The organism is Asticcacaulis sp. W401b (assembly GCF_046503825.1).
Classification (GTDB): Bacteria; Pseudomonadota; Alphaproteobacteria; order Caulobacterales; family Caulobacteraceae; genus Asticcacaulis.
The window spans coordinates 118,889-144,238 of the sequence record NZ_JBKFEE010000003.1 but is presented as its reverse complement, the minus strand read 5'-3'; the positions used below and the strand labels follow the sequence as shown (position 1 = coordinate 144,238).

Below are 25,350 nucleotides of genomic sequence, written 5' to 3'. Positions count from 1 at the left end.
AGAGAGGTTTAAACCTCTGTGGTCCGCCCCGGCAGGCGGCGGCGGCTGTTCAGCCACATGACGCCCGGCAGGTCGGTCAGCGCGTTCTTCAGGCGGCCCCAGTTGGTGTATTTGGAGCTGCCCGTCGTGCGCAGGCGGTCATCGACCGGTTCAAAAAGCGTAACATAGCCTTCGCGGTTGACCAAGGCCGGGATGTAGCGGTGCATATTGTCGAAATAGGGCAGACGCAGAAACAGGTCGCGGCGAATGGCCTTGATACCGCAGCCGGTGTCGTTCGAGCCGTCTTTCAGCAGGTTCCTGCGGATGCCGTTGGCCCAGCGCGAGGCCCATTTCTTTGAGGCCGTGTCCTGACGACGACGGCGCTCACCGGCGACCATGCCCACGCTGGCATCGGCGGCCATCAGCATCTGCGCCACCTTCAGAACGTCCGAAGCCGGGTTCTGACCATCACCGTCCATCATGGCGATGATGTCACCGTGCGCATGAAGCACGCCCGTGAACACGCCGCCCGACTTACCCACATTGTTTTCGTGGCGGATGACACGCAGTTCCGGCACCGAGGCTTTCAACCCGCTCAGCACCTGCGGCGTCGCGTCTGTCGATTTATCGTCCACAAACACCAGCTCGTAATTCCCGGCCCCAAGGCCCGCGTCAAACACGCTTTTCAGCTCCTGCACCACCTGCGGGGTGGCCCCCTCTTCATTGTGGACGGCAACGACGACGGACACGGGTACGGACATGGATGAGCGGCTCTTTGCGGGAAAGGGAGGCGTGGTCGGCGCGACCAGCGGTAATATGAGTCTGGCGTCTTATCAGGTTTGCGGTTAAGCGTAAACCGAACACCCCCTCATCAGGAGTCCGGTGCCCCGCCGCACCCGGATTTCGCGCCTGTGAGGCCGCTTTGCCCCTGTGAGCCCGCTTTGCCTATGTCCAGCAAGACCTTCTCCCCCCTGAGCCCTGATCTGCGCGGCCCGCTGCTGGCGGCGATCATCGCTTTTCTGGTTGGCCTGCCCTGCGCCCTGCTGATCCCGCCGCTCGACCGCGACGAATCGCGCTTCGCTCAGGCCTCCAGCCAGATGCTGGAATCGAAGGACTTCATCAATATCAGCTATCAGGACCGTCCGCGGCACAAGAAGCCGGTCGGCATCCACTGGCTTCAGGCCGCTTCGACCGCGCTGACCTCGGACGTGGCGGCGCGCGACATCCTCTCTTACCGCTGGCCGTCGCTGTTGGGCGCGGCTTTGGCGGCCTTTGCCATGAGCTGGGGCGCGGGCTTCCTGTTTGACCGCCGGCAGGGTCTGATCGCCGGGGTACTGTTCGGCGTCTCCTTCCTGTTGTCCAGCGAAGCCTTTATCGCCAAGACCGATGCGGTGCTGTGCGGCCTGACCACCCTGTTCCTGATGGCGCTGGCGCGCATCTACGCCACCTATCGACAGCGCACGGACCTCAGCGAAAAGCCCAAACTGACGAAGTACAAGCTGATCTTCTGGCTGGCCTTCGGCGGCTCGGTCCTGATCAAGGGACCGATCGGGCCGATGATGTTCGCCGCCACGGCGCTGGCGCTATTGGGCTGGGATCTGAAGGCCAAGGTGCCCGGTGCCGCCGACTGGCTGAAACACCTCGGCTGGACGTGGGGGCTGCTGATCACCGCCCTGATCGTCGGGCCGTGGGCCATCGCCATCACCATAGCGACCGACGGCGGCTTCTGGGGTACGGCCATCGGCGACGACTTTGCGCCCAAGCTGGTGTCGGGGTCTGAGGGTCATTTCGCCTGGCCCGGCTATCATACGCTGGCCCTGCCGCTTCTGTTCTTCCCCTTAAGCTTCCTTCTGGGCGGCGCGCTGCAAACGGCGCTGACGCGCTATGCGGAGCCCGCCGTGCGCTTTGCCATCTGCTGGTTCGTGCCGGGCTTCCTGATCTTTGAAGCCTCACCCACCAAGCTGGTCCACTATCCGCTGCCGACCTATGGCGGTCTGGTGCTGCTGGCCGTGCTGGGGCTCTCGATCCCGCTGAAGACCTGGGCCAAGGTGATGAACACCGGGCTGGGCCTGTTCGGTGGCTTCCTGATCACCGTCATCGCCGCCTATGGCCTGTCCGAGTTTGGTCATGCCGGCGTGGCGGTTCTGGTCACCATCGTGGCCGCCGCGGCGCTGCTGATCGGGGGGCTGGCGGCGCTGTTCCTGTGGCGTCAGCATATGAACACGGCGCTGGCCTGTCTGATCGGCGCGGGCGTGGTGGCGCACCTCGGCTTCGTCGCCACCCTGTCGGAGCTTAAGCCCCTGTGGATGTCGCGTAATCTCGAAGCGGCGCTGGTCGAAACCGGCCTTGACCCGCGCAAGGGCCTGCAACCGGGGCCGGTGGCGACGCTGGGCTATGCCGAACCGTCCTTCGTCTTTGCCATGGGCACGGAAACCGAGCTGGCCGACACGCCGGAACAGGCCGCCGCCGCCCTTCTGCAAGGGCGTCCGGTGTGCGTCGAAGGCCGCCACGACGCGGAGTTCCGCAAGGCCGTCAGCGCCGCCGGTCTGAGGCCGCGCGCCGTCAAAACCATCGAGGGTTATAACTACTCCAACGGCGACCCTGTGAAGATCACGCTGTATCAGTTGCAGAAGTAAGCGAAGGGTCGCGCCAGCTCCTTACGTATCACCTCTGTAATAAAGACAGAGGAGGCGTCATGAGCCCGGACACACGAGCCGCCATCGCGTTCAGCCGTTTCGGATTGGGCATCACGCCAAGGGGCCTCGGCGCCGCCTCCGGTGAGGCGCGCGAGGCGCTGCTGGCGGAACTGAAATCCCCCCCGACCCTCAGTATGAGCCTCAGCGACGTGCAGCGCGATCTGGGCTTTTCCACGGCCCTGCCGCCGACACCGGAGTTGCTCACGCAGTTGGCCGCCTATAACCGCGCCCGTAAAGAGCGGCGCGAGATCAGGGCGCAAAACCAGACACCCGCGCCCGACACCCCGTCTATGGCCGCCCCCGATATGGCGGGCAAACCGGGCAAGCCCGCGCCCCTGATGGACGATCAGCGCCTGCCCCAGGCCGTCAGCTTTGCCGAGGTCGCCGCGCGGCTGAAGGTCTGGGGCGACGCCCGCATCGGTTTCCATGAGCGGCTGGTGATGTTCTGGGCCAACCACTTCGCCGTGTCGGTCGATAAGGGCCTGCCCGTGCGGATACTGGCCGGGGCCTATGAGCGCGAGGCCATCCGCCCGTATATCACCGGGCGCTTCCGCGACCTGTTGCTGGCCGCCGAGCGCCATCCAGCCATGCAGGTCTATCTGGATAATGACGCCTCCATCGGGCCGAACGCCCGAGCCAACCGCAATGGCAAGCGCGGCCTGAATGAGAATCTGGCGCGTGAAATCCTCGAACTGCACACGCTGGGCGTTAATGGCGGCTACACGCAGGCCGATGTGACGCGCTTTGCCAAGGTGATCACCGGCTGGGGGATCAACCGAAGCGGACAAGGCGACGGCTTCCGCTTTAACCCCAATGCCCACGAACCGGGCCCGCAGACGATCCTGGGCAAGACCTATGCCGATGACGGCGAAGCGCAGGGCATCCGCGTGCTCGAAGACCTCGCCCGCCATCCGGCGACCGCCAAACACATCGCCACCAAGCTGGTGCGCCACTTCGTCAGCGATCAGCCGCCACCGGCTCTGGTCGAACGGGTGAGCCAGCGGTTCCTTGAGACCGACGGCGACCTCAGCGCCGTCTATGCGACCCTGATCGCCGCCGAGGAGAGCTGGAGCGCGCCGCGCGCCAAGCTGCGGACCCCGCAGGAATATGTGATCGCCAGCCTGCGGGCGCTCGATACGCCGATCCAGCCGCAGCGCTTCCTGCAAACCCTGCGCGTGCTGGGTCAGCCCCTGTGGCAGCCGCCCGGCCCCAACGGCTTTTCCGATTTGGCCAGCGTCTGGGCCACGCCCGAAGGCCTGAACAACCGCCTCGACCTCGCTTATCAGCTCTCCGAGCGGCTGGCCGAAAAGACCGATCCGCGCGTCTTTGCCGAAGAGCGGCTGAAAGGCCTGATCTCCGAGACCACCCGCCGTTCGGTCGCCCTGGCCGAAACCCGTCCGCAGGGCCTGGCCCTCGTGCTCCTCTCCCCCGAATTCATGAGGCGTTGAAAAATGATCGACCGCCGCTCCTTCCTCGTCGCCTCCACCGGCCTGTTTGCTTCGGCTGTCCTGCCGCAGAGCGCCTTTGCCGCGGGACGTGATCCGCGCTTCGTAGTCATCATCCTGCGTGGCGCGCTCGATGGCCTGGCCGCCGTGCCACCAGTCGGTGACCCAGACTTCGCCGCCCTGCGTCCCCCGGCGTGGGAGGGCGACGCCCTGCCGCTCAACGGCTTTTTTGCCCTGAACCCGGCCATGCCCAACCTGAAACGCCTCTATGGCGCGGGTCAGGCGGCGATTGTCCACGCCTCAGCCACCCCCTATCGCAACCGCTCGCACTTCGACGGGCAGGACGTGCTGGAGTCGGGCTTTGATGTGCCCGGCCACTCCGATACGGGCTGGCTCAACCGCCTGATCCTGTCGCTGGGGCAAGGGGCAAAGATCGGCGCCGTGCAAAAATCCCTGTCGGTCGGCACGCTGACGCCGCTGGTCATCCGTGGCGAAGCGCCCCTACTCGGCTGGGCCCCGCAACAGTTGAAGGCCGCCGATCCCGACCTCGCCCCGCGCCTGTTGCGCCTCTATGGCGAGACAGACCCGGCCCTGATGACCGTGCTGCAAGAAGGCATCGACACCGGCAAGATCGCGTCGGGCATGAACCCGATGATGGGCGGCGGCGGCCCGGTCGGAGCCATGGTCGATATGGCCAAGGGCGCGGCAGCCCTGATGGGGCGCGACGACGGCCCGCGCATCGCCGCTATGGCCTTCGATGGCTGGGACACCCACACCGCCGAACAACGTCGCCTGACGCAGCTTCTGGGCGGGCTCGATCAGTCTCTGGCCGCCTTTGAAGAGGGTCTGGGGGCGAAATGGGCCGACACGGTGGTGCTGGTGGCGACCGAATTTGGCCGCACGGCGCGCTTTAACGGCACGCAGGGCTCCGACCACGGTCAGGCCACGACGGCCTTCCTTGCCGGCGGTGCGGTAAAGGGCGGGAGAGTCATCGCCGACTGGCCGGGCCTGAAAGGCGCGCAGCTCTACGAAGGGCGCGACCTCACCCCGACCACCGACCTGCGCGCTGTGGTGATGGGCGTGGCCCGCGACCATCTGGGGGCCGATGTGCGCCGGCTACAGACCGACGTCTTCCCCGGCGCGCTGAGCGTCAAACCGCTGGACGGTCTGGTGTAGAGATCACTCCGCGATAAAGCCGCCCGTCTGGCGGGCCCACAGGCGGGCATAGAGGCCCTGCGCGGCCAGAAGCTCCGCATGGGTGCCGGTTTCGATAATCCGCCCCTCTTCCAGCACCACCAGCCGGTCCATCCGCGCGATGGTGCTCAGGCGGTGGGCGATAGCGATGACCGTCTTGTCCTGCATCAGCTCGATCAGGCTGTCCTGAATGACGGCTTCGACCTCGGAATCGAGCGCCGCCGTGGCTTCGTCCATGATCAGGATCGGCGCGTTTTTGAGCAGGACGCGGGCGATGGCGATGCGCTGCCTCTGACCGCCGGACAGCTTAACGCCGCGCTCGCCCACATGGGCGTCAAGGCCGGAGCGACCCTTATTGTCGCGCAGGTCGGGGATGAAGTCCCAGGCGTGGGCGCGGCGGGCGGCTTCGATGATCTCGTCATCCGAGGCCCCTGGCCGGCCATAGGCGATATTGGCTCGGATCGAACGGTGCAGCAACGACGTGTCCTGCGTCACCATGCCGATATGGGCGCGAAGGGAATCCTGCGTGACGTGCGCAATGTCCTGCCCGTCGATGCGGATGCACCCTTCGCTGAGGTCGTAAAGGCGCAAAAAGACATTGACCAGCGTCGATTTGCCCGCGCCGGACGGCCCGACCAGCCCGATCTTTTCGCCCGCTGCGATGGTCAGGTCGATGCCGTTCAAAGCGGGTTTGCCTTCGGCGTAATTGAAGCGGACCCGTTCAAATTGCACCTTACCCGCCGTGACGCTCAGCGGCTTGGCGTCCGGGGCGTCGCTGACGCTGTGGGCTCTGGCGATGGTCTCGATGCCGTTTTGCACCGTGCCGATGTTTTCAAACAGGCTGGTGACCTGAAACATCACCCAGCCGGACATGTTAAGCACGCGCTGGGTCAAGGCGCCGACCAGAGCGATGGCCCCGACGGTGATCAGCCCCTGCCCCCACAGCCACACGGCCAGCACGCCGGTCGAGAGCAGAAGGGCGGCATTGAGACAGGCCACAAGGATATCCAGCCGCGTGATCAGGCGCTGTTGCTGCTGCCATTTGGCGGTGTTGTCCTCCAGCGCCTCACGCACATAGGCGTCTTCGCGCGACGGATCGGCGAACAGCTTGACCGTCTGGATATTGGTGTAGCTATCGACCACGCGACCGACCAGCGCCGAGCGGGCTTCGGAGGCCTGCTCAGAGGCGCTCGACAGCTTCGGCACGAAGCGCCAGCAGATCAGGCCATAGCTGATCAGCCACAGGCTCAGCGGCACGATCAGGCGGATATCGGCCTGAAAGAACAGGTAAAGTGCGCTGGAGAAATAGACCAGCACGTAGAGGAAGGTGTCGCATAGCGTGATCAGGGTGTTGCGCACGCTCGACGCGCTATCGACCACCTTGGACGCCACGCGGCCGGCAAAGTCGTTGGAGAAAAAGCTCATCGACTGACGCACCACGTGGCGGTGCGACTGCCAGCGGATCAGGGCCGGGAAGTTGGTCGTCACCCCCTGCTGCAGCAGCAGCGACTGGATCAGCACCAGCAGCGGCCAGCCAAGACCTAACAATAACAGCATGGCGATAAAATAGTGCCCGTGCTGCGCCCAAAGCTGCGACGGCTTTGTGGTGTTGAGGATATCGACGATGTCGGCGATGAAGCGGAAGATCATCACCTCGGTCAGGGTAACCAGCAGGCCCGCCGCCAGAACGCCGGCAAAGACGGGCCAGGTTTGACGGAGATAGACGAGGAAATAGGGCACGATCGACGCCGGCGGCGTCGTTTCCGGATAGGGTCGGAACGGGTCGATCAGGCGCTCAAAACGGCGAAACAGGGCGGTCAGCATGGCACAGCTTTCGGATGGGGCCGCACGCATGGCAGCCGCGCCGGTCAGGAGGCGTCAGTAGCCGAAAGCGGCGGATCGTGTCATGCTCAAAAACATGAAAACGGAGGTTCCATGCCCAATACGCTTCTGATCCTGTGGCCGATGGGCGCGCTGGCCGCCCTCACCTTTGTCATGCTGACGGGTATCCTGATCACGCGCATCGCCGCGGCCAAGGCCGGACAGGTGACGCCGCGCGACTTCGCTTTTGGCGAAAGCGAGCGGGTGCCGAAACAGAGCCGCCTGATCAGCCGCAACTATTCGAGCCTGTTTGAACTGCCGGTGCTGTTCTACGTTCTGTGCCTGATGCTGTTTGTCACGAAAACGGTCAGCGATGGGCAACTGATACTGGCCTGGGCCTATGTGGCCTTGCGGGTCCTGCACAGCCTGATCCACGTGACGATCAACCACATCCTGTTCCGCCTGCTGGCCTTTGCCGGGTCCGTGACGGTGTTGCTGACGATGTGGGTGCTGTTTTTTGTGCGGCTGGCGTAAAAGCGCGCTCCATTATACCTCCCCGCCTTTGGCGGGGAGCCGGGCGGCCGGTGCCGGGGACCGCACGAGCCTGTCTGAGCCTAAGCGAAGACGGGTGGGATGTGGTGGTGGGGGCCTTTCTGAGAGCGCGTTTCGTTCAGGTTGAATCATAAACAGGCTTAAGCCGCCGTCGCCTTGAGCCCGATAATCGCCACCAGCAGCATCCCCAGAAACAGGAGCCGCATCGGCGTCACCGCTTCGTGGAACAGCACGATGCCGAGGATCGCCGCCCCCAGCGCCCCGATGCCCACCCACACGCCATAGGCCGTGCCGATGGGCAAGCTTTGCGCAGCCCTGGCCAGCAAAAACATACTCCCGGCCAGCGTCACCAGCGTGAACAGGCTCGGCACTGGCTTCGTAAAGCCGTGGCTGTATTTCAGCCCGATGGCCCAGCACACCTCCAGCAGCCCGGCAATAATCAGATACACCCACGGCATCGGCAAGACCGTCGTCATGACAGACTCCTTTGAAAACATCATGTCAGGGAGCGTCGTCTTGTCTGCCCGGCCTTTTTGCCGCGCACCCGTACCCCAAAACCGCTTGGCACTTTTGGGGATGCGCTGACTCCGGTCCCGGTACGGCGCGTCTCGTCGGGAACAGATACGCTATAGCAAATGCGGCACGCCGGATAAAGCCCTGATCGGCCTCAGCTTTTGGCCACATTACAGGCCTGTAAGTTATTACACAAAATTCATTAAATAAATCAAATGATTAAATCCCGTTCATGACGTTCATTTAATTTGAAACTATCGGCAGGCTGCGGCATACCCACATCACCGGCGGGCGAAACGCCGCCCCACACAAGCAAACCTCAAACCGAATACTTATCAAACCGAAAGGATATCGACATGCAAATCTCTCTGACCGGCGCTGCCTTCCTCAGCTTTGCCGCCTTCCTGACCATCGCCCTGCTCAGCATCTGAGTCATTACTTACATAACCCGAAAGGTATACACCATGACCCGCTACCTCACCCCGCTCTACTTCCTGTCGATCACCGCCTTCTGCGCGATCTCCCTCCTCACCATCGCTTAAGGATAAGTCCCATGACCAACGCATTAACCGGCCTGTTCTTCCTGTCGTTTGCCGCCCTCGCCACCGTCGCCCTGCTCGTCATCTGAGCGATGCTGACAAAGCGCTTGCCGAAAAGTGTGACGCACTTTTCGGATAAAAAAGCGCGCTAAAGCAGAAAATTTAGAGCCTTGAGGCGGCTCAACTGAGCCGACGAATGCTCTAAATGACCTGTGACGCGTAACGACAGGGAGGCGCTGATGCCCACCGCACAGCCAGACACCAAAACCAAACGGCCAAAAAAACGGGCGGAAGACTGATCTTCCGCCCGTTCTTATTTTGCCGAAACCGACCCGCCCATTAACCGGGGCTGACCATGTTTTCCGGGCGGACGTACTGATCGAACTCTTCATTGGTCAGGTAGCCACCACCGACCGCCTCTTCGCGCAGCGTCGTGCCGTTCTTGTGCGCGGTCTTGGCGATCTTGGCGCAGGCGTCATAGCCCAGACGCCCGTTCAGCGCCGTCACCAGCATCAGCGAGTTTTCGACGCCCTTACGGATATTGTCGATGCGCGGCTCGATCCCCACCACGCAGTTGTCGGTGAACGATACAGCCGCGTCGGCCAGCAGGCGCACCGATTGCAGGAAGTTATAGGCCATCACCGGGTTAAAGACGTTCAGTTCAAAATGCCCCTGCGAACCCGCAAACGTCAGGGCGGCGTGGTTGCCGAACACCTGCACGCAGACCTGAGTGAGCGCCTCGCACTGGGTCGGGTTAACCTTACCCGGCATGATGGACGAGCCCGGCTCGTTTTCCGGCAGGGCCAGTTCGCCTAAGCCCGCGCGAGGGCCCGAGCCGAGGAAGCGAATATCGTTGGCGATCTTGAACAGCGACGCGGCCACCGTATTGATGGCCCCGTGCGAAAAGACCATGGCGTCATGCGCCGCCAGCGCTTCAAACTTGTTCGGCGCCGTGGTGAAGCCAAGCCCCGTGATACGCGCAATGGCTTCGGCCACGCCCTCGGCAAAGCCGATCGGCGCGTTGAGCCCGGTGCCGACCGCCGTGCCGCCCTGCGCCAGTTGCATCAGCGCCGGCAGCGTCGATTCAATGCGCGCAATGCCGTTTTCGACCTGCTTGGCATAGCCCGAAAACTCCTGACCGAGCGTCAGCGGCGTCGCGTCCTGCGTATGGGTGCGGCCGATCTTGATGATCTCGGCCCAGGCCTTCGCCTTGGTATCAAGCGCGGCGTGCAGGTGCTTCAGCGCCGGCAAGAGGTCGTGCACGATCTGCTCGGCGCAGGCCACATGCATGGCCGTCGGATAGGTGTCGTTCGACGACTGCGACATATTGACGTGGTCGTTGGGGTGCACCGGCTTTTTCGAGCCCATCTCACCGCCCAGAATTTCGATGGCGCGGTTGGAGATGACTTCGTTGGCGTTCATGTTGGACTGCGTGCCCGAACCGGTCTGCCACACCACCAGCGGGAAGTGGTCATTCAGCTTGCCCTCGATCACTTCGTTGGCCGCCTGAATGATGGCATTGGCGATGGTGGCGTCCAGCTTGCCCAGAGACTGATTGGTTTCCGCCGCCGCGCGCTTGACGATCCCCAGCGCCCGCACCACTGGCAGGGGCTGCTTTTCCCAGCCGATCTTGAAATTGCCGAGGCTGCGCTGCGCCTGCGCACCCCAATATTTCGAATTATCGACCTCAATGGGGCCGAAGGTATCGGTTTCGGTACGTGTCGCTTTGGTCATGACGGGAGTCTCCGTTACTGCCGGGGCATCCACGACCGGGGCCTGAGACGCTTGGGTCTGAGAAGCCTTAGTCTTCGATTTTTTGTTGCCGAACAACCAGCCGAACATGGATGCACCCCTCCTGAAAATCTGCGGCTTTCAGTGGAACATTTGCCCCAAAAGGGCAAGGGGTTTTAGAGAGGATGCGACCAAAGAGCGGTTTTCCGAAGGGCATGCTGCGGGCGCATCGCTGGGTGACCAAAGATTAAACCTTAACGGAGATTACGGTTAAAGCTTTGAAGTCCCGTCCCTATGGAGGAAGAAGTTCGCCGGTATCTTTAGAAGAGGCCCTTCGCCAAAGCAACCAACTTTTCGGGCGGGAAGTTGATAAGGTCTCTTAAGATTGAATTACACGCATAATCGAAGACTATCGAAATTTCTGCGGAAAAAAGCTTTCAACCGCTAAACCTCATATGGCCTGAAAATAAGGAATGATTTTGTTATCTTACCCATACTTGCCTGAGTTTGATTATTCGACCAATGTCGGCTGGGCTCTTTACCGTTGCACGCGCTTTTTTCTCCATTACCCAAACTGTAGCCTTGCCAAAATCGTAACCCTCCGGAGTCTCGGAAGCTACTTGACATTGCACATGCCCAGCCATGTCCAGTATGACGCACTCGACTATGACATTTCCGTCAACCTTTTCCTTCCTGGCCTTCGCGGGAAACTGGCTTAAAAAATCGCGTGCAGTAGGCACTTTCGCCCATGTCAGTTGTTCAGCAGGCTTCGGCGACTTGACCTGCACAGGCGTCGCTATGGCTGAAGTCAAACTAATTGGCAGGCCCCGCACTTCAGCGAAGACAGTTTTGCCGCTACTTAAGCATACCAATGAGACGATCACCGACCGAAATAAATTCATAAATTTTCCTTTGGTAGCTTTGCTATTCATGGGGGGCAACGGACTTTCCCATTTGAGCGCCTTACCGACGCTCGAATAGCGTCAAGGTAATCGCAAACCTAGGCTGCGGCAATCTCATTCGTGAGAGCATGGAGCCCTACTCGCCCTGGTTTGGCCCCATCGGGATCGTTCCGGCGTCGAAGATGCAATTCGGCGCCTTCCTCAATGATTTTTGGCGCTCGTTTCCCGTTGGTTGGTCGGCGCAACTTTTCTGCGAGGGCAACTGGAACAACTGATTATCAAAGCTGTCGATGAAAACAGTTCTACCAAGCCCGCGGCTGAGAACGTGCCGGCAGATATTCCGCTCAGTATCGAGTCGGTCTCAGCAGCTTAGTATTTTATCATTTTTACGAAATTCAAATCCAAAGAGGAAGAGCGGAGCGTGCCGCGCGAGCGACGCGCTACGGATCGGCAAACCCTGAAAACGCTTGAACACGTTTGCCAGCGCTTTCCGACCCACTCCATAGACAAGTATTATTTATCAATACGTTGACATCGCAGTTCTCGACGATTCCAATTTGTTCTTCTTTAAATCTAGCCCCCTCGCTGAAAGCCGGTGCATCTTGTGAGCATGGCTTTCGAGACGCACAGCACAGAGGAGAGACTAAGCCCGGAGGTTCGGCGCCGCCGTTTGCGCGGCTTTGCCGACCGGATGCGGGCTTGTTAGCGAACCTGCCATTGCCATTTCGCCCACAGCCAAGTATCATCTAATAACACAATCGGAGGCTTTGATGGGCACGAGCGTCAGCTTGGGGGATCATTTCGAAGGGCTTATCAAGGGCCTTGTCGAAAACGGTCGCTACAATAATGCCAGCGAAGTCGTGCGCGACGGACTGCGCATGGTCGAAGCGCGTGAACGCCGGTTGGCGGCGCTGGATCAGGCCTTGGCCGAAGCCCTGACCGCCGAAGCCGAAGGCCGCGTCATGTCGCTGGAAGACGCCGCTGCGCAAGTCAAAGCCAAAATCAGAGACGCGGCGGCCCGTCGCGCCAAGGCGTGAGGGTTATCCTCTCCCAACCGGCGGTTTCCGATCTGGAGGCCATAGCACTCTATATTGCTCAGGATAGTCCGCTTCGCGCTGAAACCTTTGTCGATGAACTGATCCACGCCGCCTATGAACTGGCGGACAGGCCTCACGCCTATCAGGTCGTGCAGCGTTTCGAAGCCTTTGGCATCCGTCGCCGCCCCTATGGCCACTATCTGATCTTTTACGCCGTGCGCGACGATCACATCGTCATCCAGCGTATCCTCAATGGCGCGCAGGATTTCGAGGCTATTTTGTTCCCTGAAAACTAGAGCGAAATGACTTTGAGTGGAATCGTCATTTCGCTCTAAATTTTTGTTTTGTCGCGATGTTTTTGCGGAAAACCGCTCACACTTTTGGCTTCGCCGAACTCCGTTTCCGCACATCGCTCTAAATCTATCCCCCTCGATGAAAGCCGGGGCATCCTGTGGGCATGGCTTTGGACACGCACAGCACAGAGGAGAGACTAAGCCCGGAGGTTCGGCGCCGCCGTTTGCGCGCCTTTGCCGACCGGATGCTGCTGCGCGCCGAGGCTCTGGACGATCCCGAAGACATGCCAGGCGTTGAGCGCGCGGTGCGTGTGGCGGCGGTCATTGAGCGCATCTATAGCCGCTGCGACCGCGCCGAAACCCAGGCGCTTGATCCGCGCAAGCTGGAGGCCGAACGGGCGCAGCACTACAACGAAGCGCTCAAGGCGCGCGTCTCACCGGCCGGAACGCTGAAGTGGGCGCAGGCGCGGCGCACCGAGCTGGGGCCGTGGTGGGAGGCGGCGAAACGCGAAGCCACCTCGCCGCGTCCTCAAGCCGACACGGTGCCAGCGTCTGCGCCAAAAGGGGTTACGCCTGAGGCCGCGAAGGCTTCGCCTGCGGAGGCTGCGGCTGTGGCGAGCCCGTCTGTGGCGACCGAAACCACTAAGATGGCGGCCAGGGTGATTGATCGTCCCCTGCCTGTGCCTGGTTTGACGCCGGTGGCGGGGGCTCAGGCGGCGGTGAGGGCTGCGGGGGCTGGGTTTCAGCCGAACGCGCCCCGCGCTCCGGCGGCTCTGCCCGGTCTGACGCCGCAGCCGTCGAAAGCGGCGCAACTGGTGGCGCAATTACGCGGGCAAGGGACGCAGACACAGCCCCCAACCGCCCCACCGTGAGAAGGGCCTGACGCGGGGGTTTTGCAAATGTCAGTGGGTGGGTTTTGGGAAAGCAAGAACCCCCACCACCGCATCTCGCTTGCTTCGCAAGCTTCGTGCGGTCCCCGGCACCGGCCGCCCGGCTCCCCGCCAAAGGCAGGGAGGTGTAAGGGAGGATGAACCCACCTCTGGTGCTATACGCCAAACTCGTTGGTGATGCGCAATGGAAAGCGCCTAGCTCAGCAAGGCCGCCGGGGCGCAGGCGTTGAAGGACAGCCACACCTTTTCGTCCCAAGTAAAGTCCTCCTGATCCCAGCGCGTCAGGTTGGAGCGCAGCACCTTGACCATGCGGCCGCTTTGCAGCTCGACCTCATAGACCGTTTCTGAGCCCAGATAGGTCATCAGGCGGATGGTCCCGGCGACGATATTGTAGCCTTCCGGGGCGTCTTCCATCTTGGTCGGCTTGTGATCGAACTTCTCCATCTCGATCTTTTCCGGACGCAGCGCCGCCCAGACGGTCGCCCCGGTCGCCCCGGTCACCCCGTGGTCGAGATAGATGGGGCCGATGTCGCGCGTATTGATGATGGCGTGGTCCGGCTCATCGACGTCGAGCGTGCCTTCAAACAGGTTCACGCTGCCGATAAAGTCGGCGACAAAGCGCGAATTGGGGAACTCATAGAGGTCAAAGGGCGTGGCCACCTGTTGCAGCAGGCCGCGGTTCATCACGGCGCAGCGCGTGGCCATGGCCAGGGCCTCGTCCTGATCGTGGGTGACCATGATGAAGGTGATGCCGACCTTCTCCTGAAGAAGCGCCAGCTCGGTACGCATGGCGTCGCGCAGCTTGGCATCGAGCGCCGACAGGGGCTCATCGAGCAGCAGAACGCGGGGTTTTTTGACCAGCGCGCGGGCCAGCGCCACGCGCTGACGCTGACCGCCCGACATCTGGTCGGGCTTGCGCTCACCGAAGCCGCCGAGCTTGACCAGCTCCAGCGCTTCCTCGGCGCGCTGACGGCGCTCCGCCTGCGGCACGCCGTCCATCTTCAGGCCGTAGGCGACGTTATCGAGCACGCTCATGTGCGGAAAGACGGCATAGGACTGAAACACCATGTTCACCGGACGCTTGTTCGGCGGGGTGTTGGAAACGTCCTTGCCGTCGATCAGGATGCGGCCCTCGGTCGGCATCTCAAACCCGGCCAGCATACGCAAAAGCGTGGTCTTGCCGCAGCCCGACGGCCCCAGCAGGGAGAAGAACTCGCCCTCCTTGATGTCGAGCGACACATTGTCCACGGCGGTATTCTTGCCAAAGCGCTTGGAGACGTTCTCGAAGCTGATGATGGTCTTGTCTTCAGACATCAGGTGTCTCCGTCACTTCTTTTCGGGGCCGTGGCCGGCGGTCAGGGCGCTGGTCCCCTGGAATTTCAAGGCGAGGAAGGTGAGCAGGACCGTCACCACGATCAGTATGGTCGAGGCGGCGTTGACCTCAGGCGTCACCGAGAAGCGCACCATCGAATAGATCTTCACCGGGAAGGTCACGGTGTCAGGCCCGGAGGTGAAGAAGGTGATGACGAAATCATCGAGCGACAGGGTGAAGGCCAGAAGGGCGCCGGCGATCAGCGACGGCTGGATATGCGGCACCAGCACGTCCATCAGGGTGCGCCATTCGCTGGCCCCCAGATCCTTGGCGGCCTCTTCAAGCTCACGGTTGAACGAGGCCAGACGCGCGCGCACCACCACCGCCACGAAGGGGAAGCTGAACGAGACGTGGGCGATGATGATGGCCCCCAGATTGAGCGGCCACGGCAGGCCCTGCGGCCAGGGGAAGATTTTGGCGAAGAAGACCAGCATCCCGACGCCCATGCAGATTTCCGGCACCACTATAGGGATGGCCATGCCTGCATCAAAGGCGGTGCGGCCGGGGAAGCGGAAGCGCCACAGGGCAATGGCCGCCATGGCCCCCACGATCACCGACAGTATGGTCGAACACAGGGCGATGACGAGGGAGTTGCTGAACGCCTCGATCAAACTGGCATTGGTCAGGGCCTTTTCATAGTATTTCAGCGTAAAGCCCTGCCACACCACGTTGCGCTTTGAGTCATTGAAGGAAAAAACCATCAGCGAGATCAGCGGCGCGTAGAGGAAGATCGTCACCGCGACCAGCCACGCCTGAATGGGCCAGCGGCGCATATAGTCGAGCGGGCCCGGACGTTCTTTCTTGGCAGGGGTTACCTTCATGGTGGCTGCGTCGCTCATGCCATCCCCCGCTTCTTCGCCGAGCTGTCGAGCAGGCCCTGAATGGCGATACCGATAAAGGTCAGATAGACCAGAATGAAGCACAGGGCCGCGCCGAAGGGCCAGTTATTGGCGCGCTTGAACTGGCTTTCGATGACATTGGCGATCATCTGCGAGTCCGTGCCGCCCAGAAGGTCCGGCGTCAGATAGGCCCCCAGCGCCGGGATAAAGGTGATCAGCACGCCCGAAGCTATCCCCGCTCCGGCCAGCGGGATTACAATCGAGAACATCGTCCGGATATGACCAGCCCCCAGATCGAGCGAGGCCTCCAGCAGCGAACGGTCCAGCCGGTCGAGCGTCGAATAGAGCGGCAGGATCATGAACGGCAGATGCACATAGACGAGGCCCAGCACCACGGCGAAATTATTGTACAGCAGCTCCAGCGGCTGAAACGTGCCCAGTGGCTGAAGCCCGATCAGGGTCATCAGGCCCGACGCGTTTTCCCACAGGAAGCGATAGGTCTGATTGACATAGCCTTCACTGCGCAGGACCGCGATCAGGGCGTAGGTGCGGATCAGCAGATTGGTCCAGAAGGGCAGCATGACCAGCAGCAACAGCCACGGCTTCCACTTGTCCGGCGCAAAGGTGATGGCCAGCGCCACCGGAAAACCGATCACCACGCACAGGAAGGTGGTCAGGGCCGCCACCCACAGGGACTTGGCGAAGATACCGAGATAGAGGGGCTCCAGCGCCTTGGCGTAGTTGCTCCACGTCCCCGTAAAGGCAATGTCGATCAGGCCGCGGTTTTCACCGAAGCTGTAGAGCCAGACAATGCCCAGCGGCACGAAGAAGAAGAAGACCAGCCAGACGAGCGGCGCGCTCATCAGGGCGGCAAAAAGTCCCTTGGCCTGACGCCAGCTCTGTTCCATGTGCTGTCCCTTTATACCAACGGCCGAAGATGCTGACCGCATCCGGCCGTTGAAGACACGAGACTGTCTCATATGTATCGGCGACATGAGACAGTCTCGAATGGAATACCAAGAGTCATTTTCAATGACCCTTGGTATTACACAAAAACAAACCGCCGCAGGTCTGGTACACCGGCGGCGGAGAGGATCCTAGGCGGCCTTGATCTTGGTCATGGCGTCTTCATAGACCTGCGCCTTGGCAGCGTCGAAGGCGGCGTATTCGCAACGCGCGAGTTCCTCAGCCGAGGGGAAGATGATGGGGTTGTTCTTGTAGCTGTCCGGCATCAGCGCCTTGGCGGCGGCATTGGTCGTCGGGTAAAGGATGGTCTCAAAAATGTGCTTAGAGGCCTGCGCGTCCATCATATAGTTGATGAAGCGGTGGGCGTTTTCCGGTCGTGCCGAATCCTTGGGGATGCACCAGTTGTCGGAATTGAGCTGCGAGCCTTCCTTAGGGATTATGAAGTCGATATCGTCGTCCTCAGCCTTAGCCTGCGCGATGTCGCCATTATATTCAAGAACCAGATCGACGTCCTTCGCCAGCAGCATGTCCTGCCCATCATCTTCGTGGAAGACCTTGATATTGGGCTTTTGCTTGATCAGCATTTCGGTGACCTTGTCGATGGTCGCCTGATCGAGGCCATTGACCGAATGGCCGAGATATTTGGCCCCCAGACGGATCATGTCCCCGGCTTCGGAAAGGACAGCGATCTTGCCCTTGAACTGATCGGAATCGAACAGATACTTCCACGAATCCGGCTTGAAGCCCGCCGGCATTTTCGACTTGCGATAGCCGATGCCGAGCACCAGCCAGGTATAAGGCGCCGACCACTTGCGGCCCTGATCATAGGCCACGTCCATAAAGGCCGGGTCGATGTTTTTGAGGTTGGGCAGCTTGGCGTGATCGAGCGGCAGGAGCAGGTCGGCTTGCGACAGGCGCTCCACGAAGTCATTCGATGGCACAATCACGTCAAAGCCGGAATTGCCGGTCTTCAACTTGGCGAACAGCTCGTCATTGGTGGCGAAGCTCGACATGTTGACGTCGATACCGGCGGCCTTTTTGAAGTCGGCCAGCGTATTCGTGCCGATATAGGTGTCCCAGTTGTAGAAGTTCAGCTTGTTGCCTTCGCCGCCGGAGGAACTGGCCCCCTGCGAACAGGCCGACAGGCCGCCGAAACTGATTCCCACCGCCGCGGCCCCAAGACCTTGCAGCAAGGAACGACGTGAGGCGTGAGTGCGCGATGAAGTCATGTCCGGTCTCCTCAGGTTTCAACCCGTCAGCGGGTGACGGTGGTGGTGGTGCAAACCTCACGGAAGACGCCGTCCCTCTGGCCCCTTCCAAGTGTGACGATACGTTAACAGAATACGGGATTGGGCTTCTGTCAACCGACAACTGTGATCACGTTCGCAAATGCGTCATCTTTCTAGTGTCCTGAATCTGAAATTCGCATGCGCTCGATATCGCCCTCTGGCGAATTTCAGATTCAACAGGACACTAACCACTTATTGTATCGAGTATCGTTTTTGAATTTGAAGTTCGCCCGACGTTCGATATCAACATGAAGCGAACTTCAAATTCACGATACTCGTATCAGGCGTTGCGCATATACCAGTCGTAGTCCAGTTCGGTGATTTCCTCGAAGAAACGCGCCTGTTCGGTCTTTTTGACCTTCACATACATGTCGATGAAGCGCTCGCCCAGATAGTCGCGCAGCACCTGAGACCGGTCGAGATAATCGACCGCCGCGAACCAGTTGGTGGGAAGCGTTGCGCCGGTTTCGGCGGCCACGGCATAGCCATTGCCAACCACGGCGGGGCCGGGGTCGATCCTGTGCGTCAGGCCGTGGTGGGCGCAGGCGAGAATGGCTGCCAGCACCAGATAGGGGTTGCCATCGGCCCCGGCGACACGGTGTTCGACGTGGCGCGTATGGGCGGGGCCAGCGGTGACGCGCAAGGATACGGTGCGGTTATTGACGCCCCAGGTCAGGCCCACCGGAGCATAGGAATTGGCCTTGAAGCGTTTATAGCTGTTGGCCCCCGGCGCGAGGATGCCCATACAATCAGCCAGATGATCCTTCATGCCGCCGATCATGTGCTTGAGCAGCGGCGAGCCTTCTGGGTGGGCGTCGGCACAGAGGTTTTTGCCGTCCTTATCCGCCACCGAGACGTGTACGTGGAAGCCGGAGCCCGCACGATCGGCCCACGGCTTGGCCATAAAGGTCGCTTCGATGCCGAGACTGAGCGCCACGCCCTTGGCCATGCGCTTATAGAGGACGGCATCGTCGGCGGCGCGCAGCGCATCCGGCTTGTGCTTCAGGGTCAGTTCGACCTGACCGGGGGCAAATTCGGAAATCGCCCCTTCCAGCGGGATGTTAATCACATCCGCTGTCTCCCACAGGGTGCGGAAGAATTCGCCGTGCGCTTCGACTTCGGGCAGGCCATAGACCTGAATGCCTTTCGGCGTCTGGCCCGTATTGAAGCCGGCGGCGGGCACCAGCTCGCCGTTTTGTCCCCGCTCGATATCGACGAGGTAATATTCCAGCTCACAGGCCACCACCGGCGTCAGGCCGTCGGCAGCGTAGCGGTCGAGCACCCGTTGCAACACATGGCGCGGATCGAGGTCGTTGGGCGTGCCATCCAGTTCATAGAGGGAGAGCATCACCTGCCCCACATCGTCCCCCAGCCACGGCGCGGGCGTCAGCGTCCCCGGCACGGGTCGCGCTACGCGATCGGCGTCGCCGTCTTCCCAGACAAGACCCGTCTCTTCGCAATCGGCCCCCAGCGTATCGACCACCAGAATCGAGCCCGGCAGGAAACGGCCATATTCGTAGATGGGCAACAACTCGTGACGACGCAGGCGCTTGCCGCGCGGCACCCCGGTCATCGAGGTGAACAGGATCTCGAAGTAGTTGATGTGCGGGTAGGCCTCCAGAAAGGCCTTGGCCTCATCAACGGTGGCAACCATGGGGTGGGGCGGTAAAGACATGTTTGATCCTTCCTGCTCCCCCAGCGGGCTGGGGGAGGTGGCATTACGCAGCAAATGACGGAGGGGGGCTACTGGCTTGGCATGCGGGTCAGAAGCCCCCTCACCCCCACATATGGCTTGCCTGCGGCAATCTCGTGCGGTTCCCTCCCCGGTGGACGGGAGAGGTATGTTTTAAAAACGCGTGTACTCCGTGATAAACCCTTCCACCGCCGCCACGAGGCGGTCAATGGCCTCCGGTGGGGTTTTGGGCGAAATCAGCATCATATTGTGGAAGGGCGCGATCAGCACCCCGCGATTGATCAGATAGAGATGCAGGGCCTCCAGCAGGTGCGGGTTCAGCGCACGGCGCATGTCGGCGGCGTTTTGCGGGGCCGGATCGGCGAAGACCAGCTCGGCCCGCGCGCCCACATGCACCACCGACCACGGCACCTGATGCTGCGCAATGACGGCCCTCAGCTTGGCCACAAGGGTTTCGGCCCCGGCCTGCATCCAGGCATAGGCGTCGGCGGTCATGACCTCGCTCAGCATGGCCTTCATGCCCGCGATGGCCAGCGCGTTGCCGGACAAGGTGGTGCCTATGCCCGACGAACCCGGCCCGATGGCGGCCTGAGCGGCGTCCATGCGCGCGGCGACCTCGGCGGTCACGCCCCACACGGCGGCGGGGACGCCTCCGGCAATGGCCTTGCCTACGGTCAGGACGTCGGCGCGCATACCGTGTTCGCGCACATAGCCGCCAAAGCCCGACGACAGGGTGTGCGTCTCATCGTACACCAGCAGCGTGCCCGTCTCGTCACACAGGGTGCGCAGGCGCTCATGATAACCCTCAATCGGCAGGATCATGCCGCAATTGGTCATCACGGGTTCGAGCATGACGGCGGCGATCTCACCGGTGCGCAGCGCTGTCTCCAGCGCCGTCAGGTCGTTGAACGGCACGACGACGCTGTGCTGCGTCAGGTCGACGACCTGCCCGATCAGGCCGGTCTTGTGAACGATCTGCCCGTCCTTCAGCACCACAAAGGCGTCATCGACCATGCCGTGGTAGGCTCCGTCGATAAACAGGATTTTGGCGCGCCGGGTGATGGCCCGTGCCCAGCGGATGACGGCGCGATTGGCGTCCGATGCCGTGGTGGCGCACTGCCACACCGGCAGGCCGAAACGGTCTTTCAGAAGCTGCCCCACCTCAAGGCTGGAGCGGGTCGGCAGCATGAAGCCCACCCCCTGCCCGGCCTGCGCGGCAATGGCGCGTTGCAGTTCCTCGCGCCCGTGGCCGAACATGGACGGGGTGTCGCCCAGACAGAAGTCGTCATAGGCGTGGCCATCCACGTCCCACAGGGTGGCGTCCTTGGCCCGCTCGGCATAGAGCGGCACGGGCGAGGCCCAGTCGTGCATCCAGTGCATCGGCACCCCACCCCGCCACACACCCTTAGCCGCTTCGGCCAAAGCGACCGTTTTGGGGTGGGTGGCGGTGAACAGGCGCTTTTGTTCGGTGAGGAAGTCAGACAGGGACGTCATCTTGCGCTCACAGAGCCTCCCCTGATTTCAGGGGAGGGTGGCAGACGATCCGTCAGGATCGTATGACGGGTGGGGTTAACCCCCCTCCGGCTAAAGCCGGTATCCCCCCTGAAATCAGAGGGGAGGCTGCCGCAAACGCCTCTCATCCCAACCCCCCGAAACTGATGAACTTGGTCTCCAGAAATTCCTCAAGGCCTTCGACCGCGCCTTCGCGGCCCAGCCCCGATTCCTTGACCCCGCCAAAGGGCGCGACCTCGGTGGACATGACCCCGTCATTGAGGCCGACCATGCCGGCTTCAATGGCCTGCGTGACGCGCCAGCCGCGCTTGATGTCCGTCGTGAAGGCATAGGCCGCCAGACCGAACGGCGTGTCATTCGCCAGAGCGATTCCCTCCGCTTCGGTGTCGAACGGATAGAGCGCCGCCACGGGCCCGAAGATTTCCTCATCGAACATACGGGCCTCACGCGGCACGTGCGTCAGTATGGTCGCCGGGAAGTACAGCGGCCCCTGAGTCTCATCGACCTTGCCGCCCAGCACGACCTTAGCACCCTTCGCCACCGCGTCTTCGACCAGTTGCGTCACCTTGGTGGCGGCCTTCTGATTGATCAGCGGCCCAAGGCCTGTGCCCTCTTCCCAGCCCGGCCCAAGTTGCAGGCGTTTGGCTTCGGCGGTCAGGCGTTCGACAAAGGCGTCATAGATGCCGCGCTGCACGAAGATGCGGTTGGCACATACGCAGGTTTGCCCCGAATTGCGGAACTTGGACAGGGCCGTCGCCGGGACCGCGATATCGAGGTTGGCGTCGTCAAACACCACCACAGGCGCATTGCCGCCCAACTCCAGCGAGATCTTCTTGATGGTCGAGGCGCACTGTTCATAGAGCGTCTTGCCGACCGGCGTGGAGCCGGTGAAGGAGAACTTTTTGATGCGCGGATCGGTGGTCAGGACCTTGCCCACCTCGGCCCCGCTGGCCGCCGTCACAATGTGGATCAGGCCTTCGGGCACCCCGGCCCTGTCGGCCAGTTGCTTCAGCGCCAGCGCGCTCAGAGGCGTGTCTTCGGCGGGTTTCAGCACCGCGGCGCACCCGGCGGCCAGCGCCGGCCCCAGCTTGCGCGTGATCATCGACAGGGGGAAGTTCCAAGGCGTCACGGCGCCGACCACACCCACCGGCTGCTGGATCGTTAGCAATTGTTTGCCCGCCACCGGGGCCGGGATGGTGCGGCCATAGGCGCGCTTGCCCTCTTCGGCGAACCATTCGATGAAGCCCGCCGCATAGGCCACTTCGCCGCGCGCTTCCTTAATGGCGCGGCCCTGCTCCAGCGACACCAGAAGGCCCAGCGCCTCCTGATTCTGCATCAGCAGATCGTGCCATTTTTCCAGAATCCTGGCACGCTCCTTGGCGGTTTTCGCCGCCCATTCGGGCATGACGGCCTGAGCGGCGGCGATGGCGGCCTCGGTTTCCGCAGCGCCCATATCGCGCACATAGGCCAGCACCTCGCCGGTCGAAGGGTTATACGAGGCGAAGGCCTTATAGGCGGGCGGCGTCTGGCTGATGGCGTCGCCGAGGATGTCGAGAATGGCGGGGGTGAGTTTCATGGCTTTATACCGTATAGCTGATCGAGACGGACTTCAGATCGGCATACTTATATAGGGCGTGCAGGCTGCGATCGCGACCAAAGCCCGACTGTTTAAAGCCCCCGAAGGGCAGCGTAATGTCGCAGGCGTCCCAGCCATTGACCCAGACCAGCCCGGCCTTGAGCTGTTTCGCCGCCCGCATGGCGCGCCCGACATCCGCCGTCCACACCCCGGCGGCCAGCCCATAGACCGTATCATTGGCCAGACGCAAGGCCTCGGCTTCGCCCTCAAAGCTCAGGACCGACAGAACCGGCCCGAACACCTCTTCACGGGCCAAAACATTGTCCGGCGTGATGCCATCAATGAGCGTCGGCTCGACATAGAAGCCGCCGGTGTCGCACATCACCCGGCTACCGCCCAGCCGCAGCGTGCCGCCCCCCGCCTGCCCCTTGGCGATATAGTCGAGCGCCGTGTTCATCTGACGCTCGGAGATCATGGCCCCAAAGGCGGTTTGCGGATCGAAGGGGTCGCCGACCGTGATGGTCCTGGCCACGGCGATGACCTTTTCGAGGAAGGCGTCCTTGATAGAGGCTTCGACGAACAGGCGCGAGGCCGCCGTGCACACCTGACCCTGATTATAGAAGACGCCCCAGGCGGCGTTCTGGGCTGCCGCTTCAAGGTCCGGGCAGTCGGCAAAGACGATCTGCGGCGACTTACCCCCCAGCTCCAGCGAGACGCGCTTGAGGTTCGACTCGGCCGACGCCTTCAGCAGTTGCCGCCCCACCGGGCCCGACCCGGTAAAGGCGATCATATCGACCTCCATATGGCGGGCCAGCGCGTCACCGGCCTCATGGCCGAAGCCGGTCACCACATTGAACACGCCGGCAGGCAGACCGGCCTCGATGGCCAGCGCCGCCACATAGAGCGCCGTTAGAGACGACAGCTCGGCGGGTTTGAGCACCACCGAATTGCCCATGGCCAGCGCCGGCGCGACCTTCCACATGGCCATGTGCAGAGGGAAGTTCCACGGCACAATGGCCCCGATAACGCCCAGCGGCTCGTGTTCGGCATAGGAGAAACGGCCCTGCGGGGCGGGTGCCACCTCGCCATAGATCTTGTCCAGCGCCTCGGCATAGTAGCGCACGCTGTTGATGGCCAGAGGGATATCGACGGCGCGGGCATCGCGGATCGGCTTGCCCGTATCAAGACATTCGAGCAGGGCCAGAGTTTCCGCGTGCGCCGTCATCAGATCGGCCAGGGCGTGCAGCACCTTTTTCTTGGCTTTTGGGGCGACGTGGTGCCAGCGCCCGTCTTCGAAGGCCTGACGCGCCGAACGCACGGCCGCATCGACATCGGCGGCGTCACAGGCGGGCAGCCGGTTGATCAGGCTATGGTCGCGCGGCGTGTGATTATCGAAGGTGCGCCCGGACGCTGCCGCCGTCCATTGCCCGTCGATAAAGGCCTTGTCGGGTCTGAAGACCGCTTTCAGGGCTTCAAGCACCCCGGACAGGTCGGCAGCAGGCGTGGCAATCGGCGCGGGCAGCATGGCAAAACCTCCGGCAATTTGTGATCACAAATGGAACATGGCGCAAACACAGTCGTCAAGCCTTAATCTCCCGCCTGCGGCGAAGCCGTGGGAGGGGGGACCATCCGCGAAGCGCAGCGACAGCGGATGGTGGGAGGGGATGACTCGGAAACGTCAACAGCCGCGTCCCTTGTCGCTTTCGCTGGTATTGCGCCACATACCGTCGGCACAGGGAGAAGAAAAGGCTTACCTCTTCAACGCTTCCAGCATCAGTTCCATCCCCTCGTGCACGTCGTCCGACATATGCTGGCGCACGGCCCCCGGGTCGCCGGTCTCAAACGCGCGGATCAGTTCCTGATGGTGGTCCTGCGGCAGTTGCACCGTCCCCAGCCGCCCGAAGACCACGCGCATGAACGGCCCCGATTGCAACCACAACGTCTTGGCCATATCGAGAAACAGGTCCGCCTGCGCCAGCCGGTAGATGCGGAAATGAAAGGCGTGGTTGGCCTGCATATAGCCATCGACATCGCCCTTACCCAAAGCCGCCATCAGGCGCTGATCGTCGGCCTTCAGTTCGGCAATCGTGTCCTTCGTCATCGCCGCCACGGCGCGGAAAGCCAGTTCCGGCTCGACCCACTGGCGCGCCATCATCAACTGCTTCAGGCGGTCTTCGGAAAGCGAAGGCACGCGCAGGCGCTTGTTCGACGGCTGAAGCTCCAGGGCCTTCTGCGCGATCAGGCGGCGCACCGCCTCACGCACCGGCATGGGGCTGACCCCCAGCCCGCTGGCCAAGGTGCGGAGCGAGACCGACTTGCCCGGCGGAATCTGCCCCTGAATCAGCAGGTTGGCCAGCGCCTCATAGACCTGATCGTGGACGGAGGCGTCCTCGTCACGCCCATCAACCCCGGTGCTCAGGGCGTTGGGCGGAAAGACGTTCAGCGCCGGAAAGGTCATAGAGACGGCCTCGAAAATGTGATCACAAAATAGGGAAACGGCGCACAAAAAGA

At 62.1% G+C, this 25,350-nt stretch carries 21 protein-coding genes; 7 read left to right on the top strand and 14 right to left on the bottom strand.

The annotated features are described in order from the left end of the window. Nucleotides 1-8 precede the first annotated feature (8 nt). On the bottom strand, nt 9-740 hold the full coding sequence (locus ACK8OE_RS08190; RefSeq protein WP_410272153.1) for a glycosyltransferase family 2 protein: 732 nt from the start codon (nt 738-740) through the stop codon (nt 9-11). 186 nt (nt 741-926) lie between these two features. On the opposite strand from ACK8OE_RS08190, the gene ACK8OE_RS08185 reads away from it, so the two are divergent. The 3 genes from ACK8OE_RS08185 to ACK8OE_RS08175 are packed head-to-tail and all read left to right on the top strand — an operon-like array spanning nt 927 to nt 5,296. Continuing rightward, nucleotides 927-2,615, top strand: a complete 1,689-nt coding sequence (locus ACK8OE_RS08185) for an ArnT family glycosyltransferase (protein WP_410272152.1) — start codon at nt 927-929, stop codon at nt 2,613-2,615. A gap of 59 nt (nt 2,616-2,674) precedes the next feature. Next, complete coding sequence (locus ACK8OE_RS08180) at nt 2,675-4,123, top strand: DUF1800 family protein (RefSeq protein WP_410272151.1); 1,449 nt, start codon at nt 2,675-2,677, stop codon at nt 4,121-4,123. Nucleotides 4,124-4,126: 3 nt separating this feature from the next. Further along, entirely contained in the window at nt 4,127-5,296 is a 1,170-nt protein-coding gene (locus tag ACK8OE_RS08175; RefSeq protein WP_410272150.1) for a DUF1501 domain-containing protein, read from the top strand. Between the two features lie 3 nt (nt 5,297-5,299). Here ACK8OE_RS08175 and ACK8OE_RS08170 read toward each other — a convergent pair whose 3' ends face one another. Further along, nucleotides 5,300-7,168, bottom strand: a complete 1,869-nt coding sequence (locus ACK8OE_RS08170; RefSeq protein ID WP_410272149.1) for an ABC transporter ATP-binding protein — start codon at nt 7,166-7,168, stop codon at nt 5,300-5,302. A gap of 81 nt (nt 7,169-7,249) precedes the next feature. Here ACK8OE_RS08170 and ACK8OE_RS08165 point away from each other — a divergent pair, with 81 nt between their 5' ends. After that, nucleotides 7,250-7,669 carry an MAPEG family protein gene (locus tag ACK8OE_RS08165; protein ID WP_410272148.1) on the top strand — a complete coding sequence of 140 codons (420 nt, stop codon included), beginning with the start codon at nt 7,250-7,252 and terminating at the stop codon, nt 7,667-7,669. A 158-nt stretch (nt 7,670-7,827) separates the two neighbouring features. On the opposite strand, the gene sugE is transcribed toward ACK8OE_RS08165, so the two are convergent. From sugE to ACK8OE_RS08150, 3 genes are all read right to left on the bottom strand, one after another. After that, nucleotides 7,828-8,145 carry a quaternary ammonium compound efflux SMR transporter SugE gene (gene sugE, locus ACK8OE_RS08160; RefSeq protein ID WP_366509248.1) on the bottom strand — a complete coding sequence of 106 codons (318 nt, stop codon included), beginning with the start codon at nt 8,143-8,145 and terminating at the stop codon, nt 7,828-7,830. A gap of 933 nt (nt 8,146-9,078) precedes the next feature. Then, nucleotides 9,079-10,473: a class II fumarate hydratase gene (gene fumC, locus ACK8OE_RS08155; RefSeq protein WP_410272147.1), complete on the bottom strand. Its 1,395-nt coding sequence runs from the start codon at nt 10,471-10,473 to the stop codon at nt 9,079-9,081. Between the two features lie 479 nt (nt 10,474-10,952). Then, entirely contained in the window at nt 10,953-11,402 is a 450-nt protein-coding gene (locus ACK8OE_RS08150; RefSeq protein ID WP_410272146.1) for a hypothetical protein, read from the bottom strand. A 740-nt stretch (nt 11,403-12,142) separates the two neighbouring features. Here ACK8OE_RS08150 and ACK8OE_RS08145 point away from each other — a divergent pair. From ACK8OE_RS08145 to ACK8OE_RS08135, 3 genes are all read left to right on the top strand, one after another. Further along, complete coding sequence (locus ACK8OE_RS08145; RefSeq protein WP_410272145.1) at nt 12,143-12,409, top strand: type II toxin-antitoxin system ParD family antitoxin; 267 nt, start codon at nt 12,143-12,145, stop codon at nt 12,407-12,409. Beyond that, nucleotides 12,406-12,705: a type II toxin-antitoxin system RelE/ParE family toxin gene (locus ACK8OE_RS08140; protein ID WP_410272144.1), complete on the top strand. Its 300-nt coding sequence runs from the start codon at nt 12,406-12,408 to the stop codon at nt 12,703-12,705. Before ACK8OE_RS08145 ends, ACK8OE_RS08140 begins: the two co-directional genes overlap by 4 nt. Before the next feature lie 161 nt (nt 12,706-12,866). Further along, on the top strand, nt 12,867-13,574 hold the full coding sequence (locus tag ACK8OE_RS08135) for a hypothetical protein (protein WP_410272143.1): 708 nt from the start codon (nt 12,867-12,869) through the stop codon (nt 13,572-13,574). Between the two features lie 213 nt (nt 13,575-13,787). Here the strand turns inward: ACK8OE_RS08135 and ACK8OE_RS08130 are convergent, their stop codons facing one another. From ACK8OE_RS08130 to ACK8OE_RS08090, 9 genes are all read right to left on the bottom strand, one after another. Continuing rightward, the gene (locus ACK8OE_RS08130; RefSeq protein ID WP_013478344.1) at nt 13,788-14,906 is read right to left on the bottom strand and encodes an ABC transporter ATP-binding protein; all 1,119 of its coding nucleotides are present in this window, start codon (nt 14,904-14,906) and stop codon (nt 13,788-13,790) included. 12 nt (nt 14,907-14,918) lie between these two features. Further along, on the bottom strand, nt 14,919-15,785 hold the full coding sequence (locus ACK8OE_RS08125) for an ABC transporter permease (RefSeq protein WP_410272376.1): 867 nt from the start codon (nt 15,783-15,785) through the stop codon (nt 14,919-14,921). 14 nt (nt 15,786-15,799) lie between these two features. Further along, nucleotides 15,800-16,711 carry an ABC transporter permease gene (locus ACK8OE_RS08120; protein ID WP_410272142.1) on the bottom strand — a complete coding sequence of 304 codons (912 nt, stop codon included), beginning with the start codon at nt 16,709-16,711 and terminating at the stop codon, nt 15,800-15,802. Between the two features lie 189 nt (nt 16,712-16,900). After that, complete coding sequence (locus ACK8OE_RS08115; protein WP_410272141.1) at nt 16,901-17,998, bottom strand: PotD/PotF family extracellular solute-binding protein; 1,098 nt, start codon at nt 17,996-17,998, stop codon at nt 16,901-16,903. A gap of 340 nt (nt 17,999-18,338) precedes the next feature. Then, nucleotides 18,339-19,712 (bottom strand): glutamine synthetase family protein, encoded by a 1,374-nt coding sequence (locus tag ACK8OE_RS08110; RefSeq protein ID WP_410272375.1) that lies wholly within the window; start codon nt 19,710-19,712, stop codon nt 18,339-18,341. Between the two features lie 192 nt (nt 19,713-19,904). Beyond that, the gene (locus ACK8OE_RS08105) at nt 19,905-21,245 is read right to left on the bottom strand and encodes an aspartate aminotransferase family protein (protein WP_410272140.1); all 1,341 of its coding nucleotides are present in this window, start codon (nt 21,243-21,245) and stop codon (nt 19,905-19,907) included. Nucleotides 21,246-21,387: 142 nt separating this feature from the next. Further along, nucleotides 21,388-22,839, bottom strand: coding sequence for an NAD-dependent succinate-semialdehyde dehydrogenase (locus tag ACK8OE_RS08100; RefSeq protein WP_410272139.1), 1,452 nt, complete (start codon nt 22,837-22,839; stop codon nt 21,388-21,390). A 4-nt stretch (nt 22,840-22,843) separates the two neighbouring features. Continuing rightward, a complete protein-coding gene (locus tag ACK8OE_RS08095; RefSeq protein ID WP_410272138.1) occupies nt 22,844-24,364 on the bottom strand; it encodes an aldehyde dehydrogenase in 1,521 nt (506 codons plus the stop codon). Nucleotides 24,365-24,589: 225 nt separating this feature from the next. Next, on the bottom strand, nt 24,590-25,297 hold the full coding sequence (locus tag ACK8OE_RS08090) for a GntR family transcriptional regulator (RefSeq protein WP_410272137.1): 708 nt from the start codon (nt 25,295-25,297) through the stop codon (nt 24,590-24,592). Nucleotides 25,298-25,350: the final 53 nt, after the last annotated feature.

Coding starts and splice junctions, on each gene's coding strand:
- ACK8OE_RS08190 (WP_410272153.1), bottom strand. CDS start 740: ATGTCCGTACCCGTGTCCGTCGTCGTTGCCGTCCACAATGAAGAGGGG.
- ACK8OE_RS08185 (WP_410272152.1), top strand. CDS start 927: ATGTCCAGCAAGACCTTCTCCCCCCTGAGCCCTGATCTGCGCGGCCCG.
- ACK8OE_RS08180 (WP_410272151.1), top strand. CDS start 2,675: ATGAGCCCGGACACACGAGCCGCCATCGCGTTCAGCCGTTTCGGATTG.
- ACK8OE_RS08175 (WP_410272150.1), top strand. CDS start 4,127: ATGATCGACCGCCGCTCCTTCCTCGTCGCCTCCACCGGCCTGTTTGCT.
- ACK8OE_RS08170 (WP_410272149.1), bottom strand. CDS start 7,168: ATGCGTGCGGCCCCATCCGAAAGCTGTGCCATGCTGACCGCCCTGTTT.
- ACK8OE_RS08165 (WP_410272148.1), top strand. CDS start 7,250: ATGCCCAATACGCTTCTGATCCTGTGGCCGATGGGCGCGCTGGCCGCC.
- sugE (WP_366509248.1), bottom strand. CDS start 8,145: ATGCCGTGGGTGTATCTGATTATTGCCGGGCTGCTGGAGGTGTGCTGG.
- fumC (WP_410272147.1), bottom strand. CDS start 10,473: ATGACCAAAGCGACACGTACCGAAACCGATACCTTCGGCCCCATTGAG.
- ACK8OE_RS08150 (WP_410272146.1), bottom strand. CDS start 11,402: ATGAATAGCAAAGCTACCAAAGGAAAATTTATGAATTTATTTCGGTCG.
- ACK8OE_RS08145 (WP_410272145.1), top strand. CDS start 12,143: ATGGGCACGAGCGTCAGCTTGGGGGATCATTTCGAAGGGCTTATCAAG.
- ACK8OE_RS08135 (WP_410272143.1), top strand. CDS start 12,867: ATGGCTTTGGACACGCACAGCACAGAGGAGAGACTAAGCCCGGAGGTT.
- ACK8OE_RS08130 (WP_013478344.1), bottom strand. CDS start 14,906: ATGTCTGAAGACAAGACCATCATCAGCTTCGAGAACGTCTCCAAGCGC.
- ACK8OE_RS08125 (WP_410272376.1), bottom strand. CDS start 15,785: ATGAAGGTAACCCCTGCCAAGAAAGAACGTCCGGGCCCGCTCGACTAT.
- ACK8OE_RS08120 (WP_410272142.1), bottom strand. CDS start 16,711: ATGGAACAGAGCTGGCGTCAGGCCAAGGGACTTTTTGCCGCCCTGATG.
- ACK8OE_RS08115 (WP_410272141.1), bottom strand. CDS start 17,998: ATGACTTCATCGCGCACTCACGCCTCACGTCGTTCCTTGCTGCAAGGT.
- ACK8OE_RS08110 (WP_410272375.1), bottom strand. CDS start 19,712: ATGGTTGCCACCGTTGATGAGGCCAAGGCCTTTCTGGAGGCCTACCCG.
- ACK8OE_RS08105 (WP_410272140.1), bottom strand. CDS start 21,245: ATGACGTCCCTGTCTGACTTCCTCACCGAACAAAAGCGCCTGTTCACC.
- ACK8OE_RS08100 (WP_410272139.1), bottom strand. CDS start 22,839: ATGAAACTCACCCCCGCCATTCTCGACATCCTCGGCGACGCCATCAGC.
- ACK8OE_RS08095 (WP_410272138.1), bottom strand. CDS start 24,364: ATGCTGCCCGCGCCGATTGCCACGCCTGCTGCCGACCTGTCCGGGGTG.
- ACK8OE_RS08090 (WP_410272137.1), bottom strand. CDS start 25,297: ATGACCTTTCCGGCGCTGAACGTCTTTCCGCCCAACGCCCTGAGCACC.